Origin of the sequence: Mucilaginibacter sp. (genome assembly GCF_028288225.1) — a bacterium.
In the GTDB taxonomy this organism is placed as follows: domain Bacteria; phylum Bacteroidota; class Bacteroidia; order Sphingobacteriales; family Sphingobacteriaceae; genus Mucilaginibacter.
On sequence record NZ_JAQBOC010000028.1, the window covers coordinates 17,206 to 34,815 of the forward strand.

The 17,610-nt window shown below is 42.9% G+C and carries 11 protein-coding genes; 8 read left to right on the top strand and 3 right to left on the bottom strand.

What is annotated here, in order from left to right; genetic code table 11:
* Positions 1-129 precede the first annotated feature (129 nt).
* A complete protein-coding gene (locus JWQ54_RS08185) occupies positions 130-1,599 on the bottom strand; it encodes an RtcB family protein (protein ID WP_299582865.1) in 1,470 nt (489 codons plus the stop codon).
* Between the two features lie 383 nt (positions 1,600-1,982).
* On the opposite strand from JWQ54_RS08185, the gene JWQ54_RS08190 reads away from it, so the two are divergent.
* Together JWQ54_RS08190 and JWQ54_RS08195 are read left to right on the top strand one after the other, a co-directional pair.
* Positions 1,983-3,017 (top strand): WYL domain-containing protein, encoded by a 1,035-nt coding sequence (locus JWQ54_RS08190; RefSeq protein ID WP_299582868.1) that lies wholly within the window; start codon positions 1,983-1,985, stop codon positions 3,015-3,017.
* Positions 3,018-3,166: 149 nt separating this feature from the next.
* Positions 3,167-5,239 carry a beta-galactosidase gene (locus JWQ54_RS08195; RefSeq protein WP_299582871.1) on the top strand — a complete coding sequence of 691 codons (2,073 nt, stop codon included), beginning with the start codon at positions 3,167-3,169 and terminating at the stop codon, positions 5,237-5,239.
* 229 nt (positions 5,240-5,468) lie between these two features.
* Here JWQ54_RS08195 and JWQ54_RS08200 read toward each other — a convergent pair whose 3' ends face one another.
* The gene (locus JWQ54_RS08200; protein WP_299582873.1) at positions 5,469-5,906 is read right to left on the bottom strand and encodes an Hsp20/alpha crystallin family protein; all 438 of its coding nucleotides are present in this window, start codon (positions 5,904-5,906) and stop codon (positions 5,469-5,471) included.
* 182 nt (positions 5,907-6,088) lie between these two features.
* A complete protein-coding gene (locus JWQ54_RS08205; RefSeq protein WP_299582875.1) occupies positions 6,089-6,379 on the bottom strand; it encodes a hypothetical protein in 291 nt (96 codons plus the stop codon).
* Between the two features lie 340 nt (positions 6,380-6,719).
* Between JWQ54_RS08205 and JWQ54_RS08210 the strand changes: the two genes are divergently transcribed.
* From JWQ54_RS08210 to JWQ54_RS08235, 6 genes are all read left to right on the top strand, one after another.
* Complete coding sequence (locus JWQ54_RS08210; protein WP_299582877.1) at positions 6,720-7,298, top strand: RNA polymerase sigma factor; 579 nt, start codon at positions 6,720-6,722, stop codon at positions 7,296-7,298.
* Positions 7,299-7,396: 98 nt separating this feature from the next.
* Positions 7,397-8,530, top strand: coding sequence for a FecR domain-containing protein (locus tag JWQ54_RS08215; RefSeq protein ID WP_299582878.1), 1,134 nt, complete (start codon positions 7,397-7,399; stop codon positions 8,528-8,530).
* A 278-nt stretch (positions 8,531-8,808) separates the two neighbouring features.
* Positions 8,809-12,180, top strand: coding sequence for a TonB-dependent receptor (locus tag JWQ54_RS08220; RefSeq protein ID WP_299582880.1), 3,372 nt, complete (start codon positions 8,809-8,811; stop codon positions 12,178-12,180).
* Positions 12,181-12,188: 8 nt separating this feature from the next.
* Positions 12,189-13,841: a RagB/SusD family nutrient uptake outer membrane protein gene (locus JWQ54_RS08225; RefSeq protein WP_299582882.1), complete on the top strand. Its 1,653-nt coding sequence runs from the start codon at positions 12,189-12,191 to the stop codon at positions 13,839-13,841.
* A 35-nt stretch (positions 13,842-13,876) separates the two neighbouring features.
* Positions 13,877-15,700, top strand: a complete 1,824-nt coding sequence (locus JWQ54_RS08230) for a glycoside hydrolase domain-containing protein (protein ID WP_299582885.1) — start codon at positions 13,877-13,879, stop codon at positions 15,698-15,700.
* Between the two features lie 11 nt (positions 15,701-15,711).
* Entirely contained in the window at positions 15,712-17,514 is a 1,803-nt protein-coding gene (locus tag JWQ54_RS08235; protein ID WP_299582888.1) for a DUF5107 domain-containing protein, read from the top strand.
* Positions 17,515-17,610: the final 96 nt, after the last annotated feature.

Consider the following 17,610-nt stretch of genomic DNA (forward strand, 5'->3'; position numbering starts at 1 on the left):
TGGGGTGCCGAAACAAGTTCGGCATGACGCGGGGAATTTAGAGCCAGGAATCAAGAAGTCAAGAATCAAGAAAAGAAATAAAACTTCTTCCAACTTGTCTCTTGATTCCTGACCTCTTACCTCTTTCCCTCAATCCTCCGGCCTCTCCCTCGCATCCGCCATTTTCACAATCCTCGGCTCAAACTTGGCGAGCACTTCCACCAAATCATGCTGGGCAGCCATTACGGCGTGGATGTCTTTGTAGGCCATTGGGGCTTCGTCCATGTCGCTGCCCATCAGGGTAATGCGTTTATTGATGAGGTTGGCGGCAATTGCGGCTTTGTCCAGCGTTTTGAAGGCTGCGCTTCGGCTCATCAGGCGGCCCGCACCGTGACTGGCAGAGTTAATACTTGCCGAAGCACCCTTCCCGCGCACTACAAAGCCGGGTGTGCTCATGCTGCCGGGGATAATGCCCAGCACACCTTCGCCCGCCGGGGTTGCGCCTTTGCGGTGCACCATTACTTCGGTACCGTCTGCCAGCCGTTCCTTCCAGGCAAAATTGTGGTGGTTCTCAATCCGCATCAGCGGATCAAGGTTCAGCGCACGCGCAATTTTGTTATGGATCTCGTGGTGGTTGGCGCTGGCATATTCGCCGGCAAGGTTCATGGCAATCCAGTATTCCTGTCCCTCGTCCTTATCCAGGTCAAGCCATGCCAAATGTTTGGCGTCGGCAGGCAATTTGGTTTTGCTCATGGCTATTTTTGAGTAGTGGTTGGCAATGCTGCCCCCAAACCCGCGTGAACCGGAATGAGATAACAAGGCCAAATACCTCCCTGCCGGGATGCCTTCCAAAGCTCCATCAGTGATGGTGAGTTCGCCCCACTCCACAAAATGGTTCCCGGTGCCGCTTGTACCCAACTGCGCATACGCCTTATCCTTCAAACTGCGGATCACCTTGGTTTCGCTCCATGTTTTGCTGTCAAACAACGAGCTGTCGTGATATGATTTAGTGGTACAGCCAATCCCAAAATAGGTATGGTCAACCAGCATGTTTTGCAATTTGGCGGTTTCGGTATCCACCGCTTCGGCAGGCAGATCGAAAATGCTCAGGCACATGCGGCAGGCAATATCAACCCCAACGGCAAAGGGGATAATGGTATTGGCCGTAGTAGCCAGCACGCCGCCGATGGGCAGCCCGTAACCCTGGTGTGCATCGGGCATAAGGGCGCCGGCAACAGCTACCGGCAATTTGATAGCTGTTTTCATCTGTGCCAGGGCGCCCACCTCAATATGTTCCAGTCCCCATACGGGGAAATCGGCAATCTCCTCCTTTAGCTTAAAGTTGGTTCGCTGCTGTTTTAAAAACTTGCCGTCCTTACGCAGCTCAATAATGCTTTCGGCCAGGTTTTTAAACTTGCCGCCTTTTTTAAGGGCGTAGGGCATAGGGTCGTCAATCAGCGCCTCAAGGTTAGCCAGGATCTGCGGCTTATCCATCACCCCATGCTTCAGCAACCCGTTGGCCACGCGACTAAAGCTTTCTAATATTTTAACATCGTTAATGCCAAGGGCTTTTAACTCGTTGTTACTTACTTTTTCTTTTTCCATTTTATTCTTTTTCACGCTAAGGCATGTCTTTTTACCCCTCCAAGTCATCCTCTTTTTACCCCTCTAAATCTCCCCTTAAAAAAAGGGAGACTTTGGCTTCGCTCTTTTAGAGTTTATATTTTTTTTAATTATTATTCTCATCCGCCACTGCCTCCCCTCCCTCAACTGAGGGAGGGGCCGGGGGAGGGTAAAATCACTAGGATTCACCCACCTTTCTCACATTCAACACAACAAAATAAAACCCCCACTGCGCAATCTATTTGCGCAGTAAAAAATAAATCAATAAATTCGTCTGAATCAGAATTTACAGAATTTTAAAATTAGCAGAATTATTGTGAGCACTGCTTTCTGTTGAATTCGCATCCTGTAAATTCTTTAATTCTGTAAATTCTGATCACATGCCCGTAAACCGCAACGCCCTTATCCGCTACCGAACCATCGACAACTGCCTGCAAAACCGTTACAAAAAATGGACACTTGATGACCTGATTGATGCCTGCTCCGACGCTTTGTACGAATTCCAGGGGATTAACACAGGAGTAAGCCGTCGTACCATCCAAGCCGACCTGGAGATGATGCGCAGCAACAAGCTGGGCTACGAGGCGCCTATTATGGTGGTTGATAAAAAGTATTATACCTACGCCGATAAAAACTACAGCATTACCAATAGTCCGCTCAATAACCAGGACATGCAGGTTTTGGGCGAGGTTGCCGCCTTGCTGCAGCAGTTTAAAGGTTTCAGCCATTTTACTGATCTTAACGAAATGGTGAGCAAACTGGAAGATAAGATCTACAGCCAAAAAACACACAGCAACCCGGTTATTGATTTTGAAAAAAACGATAACCTGAAAGGTTTGGAATGGATTGAGGTGATCCGCAAGACCATTGTAGCTAAGAAAACACTTTGTATAACTTACCAGAGTTTTAAGGCACGGGAAGCAAGCACATTTTGCTTTAGCGGCTATTTGTTAAAAGAATACCGCAACAGGTGGTTTGTGCTTGGGCTTTCGCATGCGCGGAATTCACCGTTGTTAACGCTTGCACTGGATAGGGTACGGGCTATTGAAGAACATGAAGACGCTTACCGCGAAAATAACAGCATTAACCTGGCCACTTATTACAACGATGTGCTGGGCGTAACCAAAAGCCCTAACCAGCGGGATTGCGAAGTAGTGTTTTGGATTGACGTTGCTAACGCCCCGTATGTAACAACCAAACCGCTGCACCATACCCAGAAACTGCTAAGCGAAGATGTTGACGGCAAGATCTTCAGTATCCGGGTGATCATCAATTTTGAGCTGGAACGGGAGCTGCTGGGCTTTGGCGCCAAAATAAAAGTATTGGGCCCGCGGATTCTGGTAAAGCGCATAAAAGATCAGCTTTGGCTAAGCATGGAGCGCTACAAAGCGGAAAAAGTGGCTACAGCAGTATAATTCATGTTAGATTAAACAATTGATGTTTAATCTACTTAAATAGGTTGTAAAGAAAATTATTTATAGCCGGATTTTTCCGGGATATATTATTGCCATTTGTTTGATTACGACTTCTTTTATCCTACTTTAGTCAAAATAAAACTAAATAAATGAAAAAAAATTTACTCATTTTGATAAGTGTTTTTTGTACACTTATTTTTAATATAGGTACAAGCTTTGCACAAATCAAGAAAGATCAACTTTTATTTGGCGTTGCTTACTATGACGAATACATGCCTTATGACCGCCTCGATAAGGATATCAAAATGATGAAAGAGACGGGTATCAACGTTGTTCGGATAGCGGAATCTACCTGGAGTACCATGGAGCCCCAGGAAGGCGTTTACGATTTTAGCCATATCGACGGGGTACTCAACGGAATGCATAAAGCCGGCATCAGCGTGATTATAGGAACCCCTACCTATGCGGTGCCAACCTGGCTGGTCAAAAAGTATCCTGATGTATTGGCTATTACTTCCAGGGGCCCTAACCAGTATGGGGCACGCCAGAATATGGATATCATCAACGCCCACTTCAGGGTTTATGCTGAAAAAGCGATCCGTAAAATGCTGGAGCATATCAGGGATCATCCTGCAATTATCGGATACCAGGTAGATAATGAAACCAAGTCATACGGAACAAGCGGCCCCAATGTTCAGGCTCAGTTCGTGGCATATATGAAAACCAAATATCCCTCACTGGATAGTTTGAATAAGATCTTTGGCCTGGATTACTGGAGCAACAGGATCAACAATTGGGACGATTTTCCCTCGGTTAACGGAAGTATCAACGCCAGCCTTAATGCAGAGTTTGCTAAGTTTCAGCGTTCGCTGGTTACAAACTACCTGGCATGGCAGGCGAAGATCGTCCGTGAATACAAAAAGCCCGGTCAGTTCATTACACAGAACTTTGATTTGGACTGGCATGGCTACAGCTATGGCATTCAACCGGACGTAGATCATTTTGCTGCTGCAAAAGTATTGGATATTGCGGGTATTGACATTTACCACCCCTCGCAGGATAAGCTTACCGGGGCGGAGATTTCCTTTGGAGGAGACATAGCAAGGTCCATGAAAGGCGGTCAGAATTACCTGGTGATAGAAACAGAGGCCCAGGGGTTTCCGCAATGGGTGCCTTATCCAGGGCAGCTGCGGTTACAGGCCTTCAGTCACCTGGCTTCCGGCGCTGATATGGTTTCTTACTGGCACTGGCATTCCATACATAATTCAGCGGAAACCTATTGGAAAGGCTTGCTCAGCCATGATTTTGAACCCAACCCAACCTACGGGGAGGCCCAAACCATCGGCGCCGACTTCAAAAAACTGGGGCCGCACCTGGCTAACCTTAAAAAGAAAAATGATGTAGCGATCTTATTCAGTAATGAAGCGTTAACCGCGTATAACTCCTTTGGCCCGGGTAATTACAATGGCATTCTAAGGCCGATGTACGATGTTCTTTATAACATGAACGTGGGGGTTGACTTTATTGACCCATCAAGTAAGCAAATAGAAAAATATAAATTAATTGTGGTGCCGGCATTATACGCTGCGCCCGACAGCTTGTTACAGCGATTGAACCGGTTTGTTAAAAACGGAGGTCATGTGTTATATACCTTTAAAAGCGGCTTTGCCGATGAACACAATAAAGTAAGGTCAGTACGCCAGCCGGGTATTATCAGCGAAGCCTGTGGCATCCGGTACAGTGAGTTTACGGTTCCCGAAAAAGTTAGCCTGAAGGATGATCCGTATCATGTGGGTAACCAGAACTACACAGATAAATGGATGGAGCTGATTGTACCCACCACCGCCAAAGTACTGGCCTGGTATGACCATCCAGCCTGGGGTAAGTATGCAGCGGTGACTCAAAATGTTTATGGCAAGGGATTAGCTACCTATATCGGTTGTGGTACCAGTAATGCTATCACCGAAAAAATTCTTGAAGGTGCCGTGAAAGATGCGGGACTGTGGGGAAAAGATCAGGCGCTGAAATTCCCACTGATTACCAAATCAGGTACAAATCAGCTGGGTAAGGTCATTCATTACTATTTCAATTATTCCGGTGAGGCTAAGACATTTAATTATCCATATTCCAAAGGCATAGCTTTGCTCACAGGTGAAAGCGTGGCGATGGAAAGCCGGGTCACTTTACCTGCCTGGGGTTTCCGGATCATTGAGGAGTTATAAAAAGTCTTGAGTTTCAAGTCTTGAGTCTTGAGTCGGAAGTTTTAAGTTGAGATCCAGGGCTTACTATTTTGTTCCGCTTGTTCCGGCCACGCATGGAATAGCAGGATATTATGGCCCAATGTTTAATTAGCCATTATCTTTGGTAGATTACAGATCAATAATAAACAAAAAGCCTGCTAATTTTAATTTTAGCGGGCTTTTCCATTAGTTCGGCTATATGCAATGTTAATTATTTGAGTTCGATTTGCCGGGTTACGGTCTTAGCTTCTTCCTTTTTTGCCACATCTATCTTCAGCACACCGTCTTCGTAGGCAGCTTCAATCTGGTTCTCGTCAGCTAGCTCAGGCAAGTTGAAGGAACGTACAAACGAACTATAGCTGTACTCCCGTTTGTTATATTTCCGGTTATTATCGGTGTTTTCAGTTTGCTTTTCAGCCGAAATATGCAATACATTATCCTCTATATTGATCTTGAAGTCCTGTTTTTTCAGGCCGGGTGCAGCAAGTTCAATGTGGTAACGGCCGGCTGATTCGCTGACATTTACTGCAGGTACACGGGTCACCATGCGGTCAGCAAAAAAAGTGTCATTGAAGATAGATTCAAAAACGTCATTAAAGCCTGGCATTAATGCGTTATTGTTTTTGTTGTTAAATTTAACCAATGTCATGGCCTTTTTCTCCTTTAAATGGTTTTAAAAAATAAATGAACAATTAACTAATTAAACTCCGGATCGTTATCCTGATATAGCTGTACAAGCTCAATGCCAAACAGATTATTACAAAATAGAGCATGAAAAACAGGCAGTGAACTGTGAAAAAATTTCAGCCCGAATGTCAATTTTTCATTATCTCAGCTGCTTTCAAGACTTCGGTTTTTAAAGATGTCCCGCGTTATGATCCGGGCGTTGACCGCGATATCATCAATCGTACAATGCAGGATTTTGACGGGCAGTGGTATGCCATCTCTCATTTCCGTAAAATCCATGTGCAGGATTGATTTTTCAGAGAAGTCGTCAGAACCTTTTAACTGGTTGAAAATGGCTGCGGCTTTTTCCCGCTCATTTCCCAGGCAAAATGAGCCATAAGTTTCAAAACCGCCAGGTGTTTTGATATTCAATGAAATGTAATAGGTTGTTTTCATGACTGTACAGGATTAACTTCAAATTGCCAAACAAACCTTGTTCCAATTTCGATCATTAAAAACGTATGATTGATTCGGTCAGAAAGCATAAAAAGTTCATTTAAAATGCTTATCAAACGTTTGCGCATTGTTTTATGGAAGTATTTTATGTAACAGTAGGTAAGTGCCTTAAAACCAATTATTACTGCAATATAATGGGCGCTTTGGATGGATCTTAACCATCGCATATACGGTTATTTAAATGTTTGATCAAACGTTTGCGTATTGCTTTGTAGACGAATTTAATCCAGTTATAGCTACGTTGCGATATGTATACTCACATTCCCTAATTGATGAGTAAATGAAAGACTATAACCAATTAGCAGATCTGGAATTAATTAATCTTCTGAATAAAGGGGATCATATGGCCTATGCCCAAATTTATAACCGATACAAGTTTATTCTTCATGCACATGCTGTAAACAAATTGCGCGACCGGGAAGAAGCCGGGGATATAATCCATGAAGTCTTTAGCTATTTATGGTCCAAACGTGAGGTGATCCAGTTTTCCGGAAATTTATCGGGATATCTTTATGGTGCGGTCCGTAATGCCATTTTAAACAAAATTGCCCATAAAAAAGTTCAGGAAAAGTACATTGATTCCATAAAAGTATTTTCCAGCCAGGAAAATGTGGTTACAGACCATCTGATCAGAGAAAAGCAGCTCAGGGAGGTTATTGAAAAGGAGATTGTGCTGTTGCCGCCTAAAATGAGGGAGGTTTTTGAGCTGAGCAGGAAGGAATACCTGAGTCATAAAGAAATCGCCTGGAAGTTAGAGATCTCTGAGCAAACAGTCAGCAAGCAAATCACTAATGCGCTAAGAATTCTTAAAGTAAAATTAGGTGTTTTAATATACCTGTTTTTGATGATGCATCGCTAAGCCATCTATAAAAAATAAAAAATTTAATTTTCTTCTACCTGTTCCGCCCTTTGATCTTTCCTTACTATTAATTAAGGCACAGTAAGCCTTTAATTAACATGGAAGAGCGAGAATTAAATGAATTATTGGAACGTTACAGAACCGGCCAATCTACCCCGGAAGATAAGGCATTTTTGGAAAGCTGGTACCTGACTTATAATCAATCCGATCCTTTTACAATGAAGGATGAGGACCGGGCCAAAGATTTGGACAGCGTGTGGATGCTTATACAGCCGAAACAGGCTTTTCTGAAGAAGATGAGCTTATGGTATTGTATTGCTGCAGCAGCCATTGTCCTGGTCTTTATTTCTGCTGGAAGTTATTTTCTGCTATATCCAAAAAACGGGGTGTCAACAAATATTGTTGCAAAAAATGACGTTGCTCCCGGAAAAAACAAAGCTACTTTGACTTTGGCTAATGGGAAAAAGCTGGTATTAGGAAATGCAATTACCGGGCAGCTGGCTCATGAAGCCGGGGTAGTTATCAGCAAAACCAAAAATGGGGAACTTATTTACACTTCAGGTGCAGCTGATAATAAAGCAGTATCCCCGGGTCCATTCAATATGCTGGAAACCTCAAGAGGGGAACAGTATCGACTAATTCTTCCTGATGGCACGCATGTATGGTTAAATGCGGCGTCTTCATTAAAGTATCCTGTTGTATTTGGTGATAAGGAGCGTTTAGTGGAGCTAAAAGGCGAAGCTTATTTTGAAGTATTCCATAATAAAACGATGCCATTCAGAGTGAAAACGGAACAGCAGGTAGTAGAGGTATTAGGAACACATTTTAATGTGGATGCCTATAGTGATGAAAAAGCAACAGCTACTACTTTGATGGAGGGATCCGTGAAGATTACTGCAGTTACTAACCACAAAAACATAATTATCAAACCCGGGCAGCAGTCAACAGTAAGCACACTGGGGGTAAATGTACAACAGGTAGATCCGGATGAAGCTCTCGCCTGGAAAAATGGATATTTCCAGTTTAACGACGAAAACCTTGAAAGCATCATGCGGAAAGTTTCCCGCTGGTACAACGTGGATGTGGAGTATAAAGACAATGCTCCGCTATCACTGGTTTTTAGCGGTACTGTATCAAAGTACAAAAATGTTTCACAGGTTACCAGGATCCTTGAATTAACCAATGCGGTTCATTTTAAGATAGATGGGAATAAGATCATAGTAAGCAATTAACCTGTCAAATTTTTTTTACCTGCAAAATCAAATCACCTAATTATAAAACTAAAACCGACCTAAAATGAAGAGACAGAAAAAAGACCCTTAGCAGTACCGGGAACGGCGGTCAGAATAAAAGATCAGGGGTGCTACAACACCCCTGAAGAATTGCCTGATCAAAGCCTCATAAGTGTATGAAATACTATTTTAAATTTAAACAGACAACTCAAATGTATAAAATTTACTCAAAATTTTTATGCCGGCTACACCATCATATTTCTAAACTGCTGCTGACGATGAAACTTACAATTATTTTATTGATTGCAACCATGATGCAGGTAAGCGCCACAACCTTTGCTCAAAAACTGAGTTTGAAAAAGGAAGGGGTTACGCTTAAGCAAGTTTTTAAAGAGATCAAAAAGCAGACCGGCTATGACGTGCTATACCAGCCTGACAAATTAAAGGCTAATCAAAAAATCAATGCTGATTTTAACGATACCCCTTTAGAAGAGGTAATGAAAACCTGCCTTCAGAGGCAATCTTTAATTTATACTTTTTATGAAAAGACGATTGTTATAAAAGCAGCAGAAAAATCAATGATCAGCAGCAGGCCTGTCTCAACAGGTTTAACCAGCGCTGCAATTGCTGATATTTCAGTTAGTGGAACAGTAAGTGATAAAACTGGTCCGCTCCCAGGCGTTTCCGTTTTTTTAAAATCTACAAACAAGGCGCTTGGAGTTACCAATATAAAAGGCGCCTTTAATGTCACTGTTCCTGAAAATGCAATATTGATTTTTAAATATATAGGGTATAAAACCCTGGAAGTACCTGTGAATGGCAGCAATGTACTAAATGTCATCCTCGAAGAAACCAATACCAGCTTAAATGAGGTAGTAGTAATAGGATACGGAACAAAGAAAAGAAAATACCTGACAGGGGCAGTTTCTTCTGTCGGATCGGAAGTATTTGAATCGCGCCCAACATCTAATGCCTTATCAGCATTACAGGGAGAAATTCCGGGAATGGTGATAGAAAGATCCACCGGGCAGCCGGGAGCTGAAGGGTTTAGCCTTAATGTAAGAGGCTATTCTTCAACAAACGGAGGGAATTCGCCGCTCGTACTGGTTGATGGAATTCCGGGCGACCTTAATTTATTAAATCCGGATGATATTCAATCTATTGATGTGTTGAAAGATGCCTCCGCCTCAATCTATGGTGCCAGGGCGGCAAACGGGGTTTTTATCGTTACTACCAAAAGAGGTAAAAAAGGTAAACCCATTGTGAGCTACAGTGGAAATGCAGCCATAACAAAAGAATCGGGCATGATGAAAAGCCCGACCAATTATCAAATGGCTTTGATGGATAATGAAGCAAATATTCATAATGGTTCGGCACCAATGTATACTGCAGACCTGTTACAAAGGATAAGAAATAACGATCCAAATCCTATTGACCATCCCCTTTATGGTGGTTGGAAGCTTTTCTTTACCAATACCGACTGGGTAAAGGCTGTGCTTGGAAATGGCTTTCAGCAAAAGCACAATGTTAATATTTCGGGAGGCGGAGAGAATTCTACTTATTATTTATCAGGAGGATATGCTGATCAGAAAGGCGTTATTAAATATGCAGATAATGGTAACAAAAGATATAACCTAAGGCTGAACTATGATTATGATTTTGCAAAGTGGCTCCGCCTGGAAACAAAGGTTTCAATTGAAAATCAGGATCGTACGGATATAGGAGGTGTAGGATCAAGCGGATTGATAACGGAAGCCATTTTTGGAATGCCAAACGTTCCGGTTTATAACAAGGAAGGCGAGTTTTTTGCCCAGGGGGGATGGGGTAATGCGGTTGCCGAAGCTAAACAAGCGGCAACATCTACCTTTAACACACGTAACCTGAACACAAATTTTAAATTAACTGCAGACGTTGCCACAGGGTTAAAATTAAACCTGCAGGCTGGCGTAAATTATTCATCAGAGAATGATAATGATATTGCCAAATCAGTGCCATTATACAATTGGGACGGAAATCTCGCTTACTATGCTATAGCAAATCCCAGTCAAAGCAGTCTGTCGGTTTATAATTCACACACAACCTATCATAATTACACCGGCTATTTACAATACAGTAAAAAATTGTGGAAAAAGCATGAAATAGATTTCATGGCGGGTGCTTCTCATGAGGAAAGTAACTTTGATTGGTTTAATGCCCGTAGGGATAACTTTATATCCCAGGATGTATGGGCATTGAACCTGGGCGGAACAAACAACATGAGTAATGCCGGTGGTGGAAATCACTGGGGCATCAATTCTTTGTTTTCGAGATTTAGCTATGCTTATGATAATAAATATATGCTGGAAGCAAACCTGAGATATGATGGGAGTTCAAGATTTGAACCGGGTCACCAGTATGGCTTATTTCCTGGTGTTTCAGTTGGTTGGAGAATTTCGCAGGAGAAATTTTTAAAAGATGTTCAATTTTTATCTGATTTAAAATTACGGGCATCTTATGGTCAAACCGGTAACCAGGAAGGCATTGGTTTGTATGATTATTTACAGCTGATAAATGTTGGTGGTTCATATCCTTTTGGAGCTGGCGGCCAAACTCAAGCAGCTACACTGGCCGGAATGGTATCTACAAACAGGACATGGGAGAGGCTAATTAATAAAAATATCGGATTGGATGCAAGCTTGTTTAATTCTAAACTTAATTTTTCCTTCGATTATTTTATAAAAAATAATAAAAACCTGTTAATCCCGGTAACCTATCCAAGTATTTTAGGATCCGTAGCACCATATTCCAACTCCGGGGAATTGAAAACATGGGGTTTTGAAACTTCAATTGCATATAAGGATAAAGTTGGCAAGTTTAATTACTCTGCCCGTGTGATTGTAAGCGATGCGCAGAACAAAGTTATTAACTACGGCGGTGCTGATACTTATGTTCCCGGTTTGAACACTATCCGCCAGGGTTACCCCATCAATACCTACTTTGCTTATGTTTTTGACGGTTTAATACGAAACCAACAGGAGCTGGATGCCTATAAAAAATTGGATGGTGTTCCGTCGGATATACAAATAGGCGATGCCAGGTTTAAAGATTTAAACGGAGATGGTAAAATAAGCGCTTATGGCAATAAACCAGGTGATAACGGCGATGTGGAGAATGTGGGTACAATTTCCCCGCGATATAATTTTGGAATTAACCTGACCGCCAATTACAGTAATTTTGACATTAGCATCTTTTTACAAGGTGTAGGCAAGCGTACTTTATTCAGAACAGGCGAATACTCAATCCCCTGGAGTGACTGGTGGAGACAGCCGCCGGAATTTTATTTTAATCAAACCTGGAATGCAGATCGCCCGAATGCAAAATATCCGGAGTTAAGCAATGGAAATATCCGCTATTGGAATTATCAGCCTTCAACTTTACAGAAAGTAAATGGTGCTTATATCAGGCTTAAAAACTTAACAATTGGTTATTCATTGCCTAAAAGCCTGTTAGAAAAAACTTTCCTTTCAAGGGCCAGGGTTTATGTAGGCGGACAGGATTTATGGGAAAAGGATAGTGTGCTGGGAGGATGGGATCCGGAAGCATCGCAAAGTGGATTTAATTATCCCTTCCAGAGATTCTTTTCCTTTGGTCTTGATATAACATTAAAGTAATAGAAATCATGAGACGATTAATAAATAAAAAATACATATTCCTTTTTGCAGTTTTGATAGTTACAGGCTGCAAAAAATCCCTGGAGCTTACACCCAAGGATCAGCTTTCAGACGCGTCATTCTGGAAAGCGCCCGGAGATTTCCAGTTAGCAGCAAATAATTTTTATTACGGGTTGCAGCAGGCGCCGGAGTATATTGATAATAATTCTGATATTGCCTTTGGTTCAGGGGCAAATCCGGTTAGTAATGGCTCTTATCTGCCGGCGGCTACATCCGCTGTATGGGATTCCTGCTATTCGCATATCAGGGGAATTAATTATTTGCTTCAAAAAGCACCTGAATCTAAATTAGGCACAGCTATTGACAGATGGGTAGGGGAAGCAGCATTCTTTAGGGCATATAATTATTGGAAACTGGTTAAAACTTTTGGAGGTGTTCCTAAAATTGATAAAGTACTGGATGTAACCTCTTCTGAACTATATTCACCACGATCAACCCAAACAGAGATCATTGACTTTATTTTAAGTGACCTGGATAATGCATTCAGTAAATTGCCCAAACAAAGCCAGTTAAGTGCCGGCGAACAAGGGCGTGTTACCCAGGGTGCAGCCCTGGCCCTAAAAGCAAGGGTAGCACTTTATATGGGTACCTGGGTCAAATATCACGGTGAGGGTGATGCGGCCAAATACCTGGAGGCAGCTGTAGCTGCGTCAAATTTGGCGGTAACATCCAATGAATATGCTTTGTATACAGAAAAGGGAGCCGATAGCTATAAATACCTCTTTATTTTGCAGGGAGATGACAGTAAAGAAGTAATACTTGCCAGAAGGTATTATGCCAATCGCATTGTGCACAACTGGACGAGGGAATTATGGTTTAACGCAATGGTGCCTACAAAAGACCTGGCCGATCAGTATCTCGCCACTGATGGGCGCCCAATTACGCAATCGCCCTTATTTCACGGTTATAATACACTTACCAGTGAGTTCCAGAACAGAGATCCGAGGATGTCAATGACCTTCATTGTTCCGGGTAGCACTATATTTTTCGAAGGCGGCTTAATGCAGCCTACTTATCCCGGCTTTACCGGCTCGAATGCTACGCATACCGGTTATATGATCAGGAAGTTTTTAGATGAAACCATTGATGCGGCAACATTTCAGGGGGCGTATGATTTTAAAGAGTTCAGGTACGCCGAAGTATTACTGATTCTGGCAGAAGCATTATATGAGCAAAACGGACAAATATCCGACCAGGACCTCAACCGTACTATTAACGTGATCAGGAGCAGGGTAAATATGCCTGCTCTTACCAACGCCTTTGTTGCTGCTAATGGTTTAAATATGTTAAATGAGATACGGAGGGAACGGACTGTTGAGCTTGCGTTTGAGGGCTACAGACGGGATGACCTGCGAAGATGGAAAATTGCAGAAACGGTATTGCCGCAAGCATTAAAAGGAGTTAAATTTACAGGAACGGAATATCAGCAAAGATACCCCGATCTGAAAATTGGTTCTGACATACAAGTTGATGAAAATGGATTTATTATTGCTGAACCGGCTGCTGCCCGCAAATTCCTTCCTAAACATTACCTTGATCCGATTCCATTGCAACAAATTCAATTGTCAAAAGGAACGCTTAAACAAAATCCAGGTTGGTAAGTTCCGGCATAACAGGATATTTAAAGACTAAAAAAATGAGAAAACCATTATTGATCATATCGTTAATACAATTAATTGCCGGGACGGCATTGGCCCAGGTTTACCAGGGACAAATTGATTCATCCCTGATGCCGGCGTTAAGTACGCATTACCAGGCTGAATATACTTTAGACAAATCCACAAACCCGGCCCGCTGGAATTCAGAAAAGGGCCTCCATGTTAGCTTTGGATCAACAGACGCGCTCTATTTTCGTACAGAGGTGCCTGGTGTACAAAAAGAAACGAAATCATGGTATGGCAGCGGATGGAAAGGGGAGCGCTTGAATGCCCAGGTAATAGTATGGTCGGCAGATACCCTTGAACAGGTTCGTTTTAAACTGGGCAACCTCGTGAATGCTAAAGGCAATGTGATCAGCAAAAACAATATGAAGCTGAATATGGTGCGGTACGTATTGGCAAATTACCCTTACGGGGCAAGTAACGTAACCTGCGGCGACTCGCCTTATAAAAACGGTTACTTAATGCCCGATCGCTTTGAAACATTTGACCGGTTTGATGTGCCTGGAAAAACAGTAAGGCCGGTTTGGCTAACTTTAAATATTCCTGCCGGTACTTCGCCGGGCCATTATAAGGGCACCATTAGCGTAAAGGCTAAAGGCTTTGAAACTTCACTTGAACTGAATGTTGATGTGCAAAATCAAGTGCTGCCGCTTCCGCATGATTGGAAATACAGGCTTGATCTGTGGCAAAACCCCTGGGTGCTTGCCTGGGATAATCATCTGGAGCCCTGGTCTGAAGAGCATAAATTGTTATTAAAAAAGCATTTGAAGCTTTATGCCGATGCCGGCGGTAAGTACATTACCACCTATGCGGTAAACTCACCCTGGAGTGATAATTCATATACAATTGAAGGCGGTATGATCGAATCTACCAAGCAAAAAAATGGTTCATGGAAATTCGACTACAAAATTTTTGATGAGTATGTTGAATTAGCAATGAGTGTTGGAATTGATAAAGCGATCACTGTTTATACGCCCCTTCCCGGAGGATACCGGTTTCGGTATATTGATGAAAAGACTGGTGATTATGTAACGGAGTCATGGCCGCCGACATCAGAAAAATTCAAAGCTTATTGGAACCCGTTCCTTAATGACCTCCGCGCACATTTGAAAAAGAAAGGCTGGTTGGATAAAACCTATATCGGCATTAATGAGAATGCTATGGACGAAACCCTGGCAGCCATTAAAGTGGTCAGGGATAATTCACCAAACTGGAAGATCACCTATGCAGGCGACTGGCATCCTGAACTGAATGATCTTTTAAACGATTACAGCTTTCTCGCAGGGAAGGAATCACCTGTGGATGTGGTAAAGAACCGTACCGCAAAAGGGTTTACAACTACCTATTATGTTTGCTGTAATCCGCCCAAGCCAAATAATTTTCTCTTTTCGCCACCCATTGAGGGCAGGTGGATCAGCTGGTATGCATCAGCTTACGGTTATAACGGCTTTCTGCGCTGGGCATACGATGCCTGGACACAGGACCCGGTAAGGGATGCGCGCCATGGAAGCTGGGCCGCAGGCGATTGCTATTTGGTTTACCCGGGGGCAAACAGCGGGATCAGGTTTGAAAAATTAAGAGAGGGCATTGCTGATTATGAAAAGATCAGGATCATAAGGGCAATGGCATCAGCATCAACGGATACTAAAACCAGGGACCTGATGAGCAAATTTGATGCGCATTTAAAAACGCTGACAACCGAACATGAATTTAATGAGGACAAACTAAAGACGCAGGTTTATGAAGGTGAAAAAATGATAAGGGAATTGAGTGACCGTTTAGTGCATAGAACCAAATAAATTCATTACCTATGAGATTTAAAATTTTGATGTTATTGTTGGTAACCGGTGTTACATTTAATAGCATTGCCCAAACCTCCGGATCAACTGTTATATGTAAAGAATACCAGGACTATAAGCTGACGCACAATTTAACGCCTTTTGGCCCGGTGCCAACAGCTTATGATCCCAATGGCGTGTATCCTTATGTAAGTTATTGTGAAACATCCAACCGGCCGGTGCCGAAAAAATATCACTTTATTACGCTCGAAAACGACCAGGTTAGGGTAACAATATGCCCTGACCTGGGCGGAAAGGTAACCTCAATGATTCTTAAAAAATCAGGTAAGGAGGTTTTGTATGTGCCGGATGTGATACGGCAGACAAGAATTTTGCCCCGATTCTATTTTACAGCTGGCGGAATTGAGGTAAGTTTCCCCATATCACACTCGCCCAGCCAAAATGAAAAAGTAAGTTATAAAATTGACAAAACAGCTGATAGGGTCTATGTTACCTGTGGCGAAAGAGAACTTCGTTTTGGCATGAAATGGTCGGTTGAATATTCTTTGGGGCCAAAAGACGGATTTTTGACGGAGCGCGCTATCTTTTACAACCCTGGAACCGAAGCTTATCCCTGGATGTCATGGTCCAACGCCGCAATACCATCGGCTCCCGACACAAAATTTTACTTCCCTAAAGGCAAAGTATTATCTCACTCATCAAAAGTTGATACTATAGACTGGGAAAAAAATGGCCCCCGTACGCAGGCAGACATTAAAGAAATGACCGGATATTTTTGGGAAAGCAGGGACGCAAATGCTTTTGGCGCCTATACGCCATCATCCGGTACCGGTTTGTATCATATAGCAAAAGAAACCATTGCTCCCGGCATGAAGTTATGGAGCTATGGTGTGGCGGGCGACACTTCATGGTCAATGCTGAGTACAGCAAAGCGCCAGCAATACATTGAATTGCAGGGCGGCCCCATAGGCGATCAGTCCATCAAATTGGAATTACATCCAAAAGAAACCAGGTGGCACACAGAATATTGGATTCCTTCCGATAAAGCAATGGATATTTACCAGTTAAAAGTTCCGGAGCAGTCGTTAAGGCCTGTTAAGGAAATCCCTCTTTTTGAATGGGCCCGGGCGGCTGATGTAGCCGTATGGAATAAGCTGGTTTATGCTTATCAAAAGAAAGTACCTCTGCCGCTTCCTCCCGAAGCCGATCAGAACCTCTGGCCGCCATCCGGGATGGAAAATATGGATGCTTCCTTTAAGTGGGCCATTGATAAAACAAGCGGAGTAACAGCGGATAACTGGCGTTTCTATTACGGAACATGGCTGGCGGGTCGGGGAAAGGCAGATGAAGCTATTAAAATACTTTCGGTCACCAAAGCCGGATTGGCAAAAGTGCTCCTGGCCAGGCTGCTTAAACAAAAAGGAGATATGACGGGTGCCAGGCACGCATTTGATGCAATTACTGAGCCATGGCTGCAAATACATCCGCAAGTGATAATCGAACGGGATAAAGTACTGAGAAATCTTGGACTTCAAACCATTGCTGAGCGCGAAAAATGGCTGGCGAAAGTTGATGCGTTGAAAGATGAATGGGTTATTGAACGGAAGATTCAGTTGCTGATTGATAAAGGTGAACCACAGGCCGCAAAAGATTTGCTTTTATCTGTTCCATTTCAATTGGTACATCAAACCTATACCCGCACCGGTCTGTGGATGCAAATTTGCAAAAAACTTAATATCCCGGCACTTCCTATACCAAACCAGTTGGGTGAAGATCAGCTGGCGAGGTTTGGCGCCTACCGGGAATATGAATAAAGATAGATTGCATTAAAATCCAAACCCCGGTCAGGCAGCAGAAAAAATGGTGAGCAAATGGACCATGTGTTGTCTCCGAAAAGGCCGGGGAATTTT